Source organism: Psychrobacter sp. TB20-MNA-CIBAN-0197, from assembly GCF_040309765.1.
Classification (GTDB): Bacteria; Pseudomonadota; Gammaproteobacteria; order Pseudomonadales; family Moraxellaceae; genus Psychrobacter; species Psychrobacter submarinus.
In genome coordinates, this window is the sequence record NZ_JBEOPC010000668.1 from 1 (window position 1) to 268 (window position 268).

1 protein-coding gene is annotated in these 268 nt (G+C 35.8%); it reads left to right on the forward strand.

The window, feature by feature from the left end; translation table 11 throughout:
- Positions 1–12: 12 nt before the first annotated feature.
- Positions 13–268: hypothetical protein (locus AAEY83_RS15450; protein WP_351060324.1), on the forward strand; the 256-nt coding region annotated here is incomplete at its 3' end.

Consider the following 268-nt stretch of genomic DNA (forward strand, 5'->3'; position numbering starts at 1 on the left):
GGTATGAATATTGTGAATGGCAAATCTATTATTGCTAGTGATCACAAAAAGGATGAGGCTACAGTTACAGTAGATACTGGTGTAGCAGTACCTACTGTTTATGGTTATCCAGCAGCAACAGAAGAAGCCTTTGAAGCATTTTTAGATGTCAACTTTGCAGATGGAACACCAAATGCAATTGATTCAGCTGATTTCAATTTATTTGTAAACGATACAACAGTAACTATTTTTCCTAATAGTTACACTGTGGATGCAACTACTGTTGATG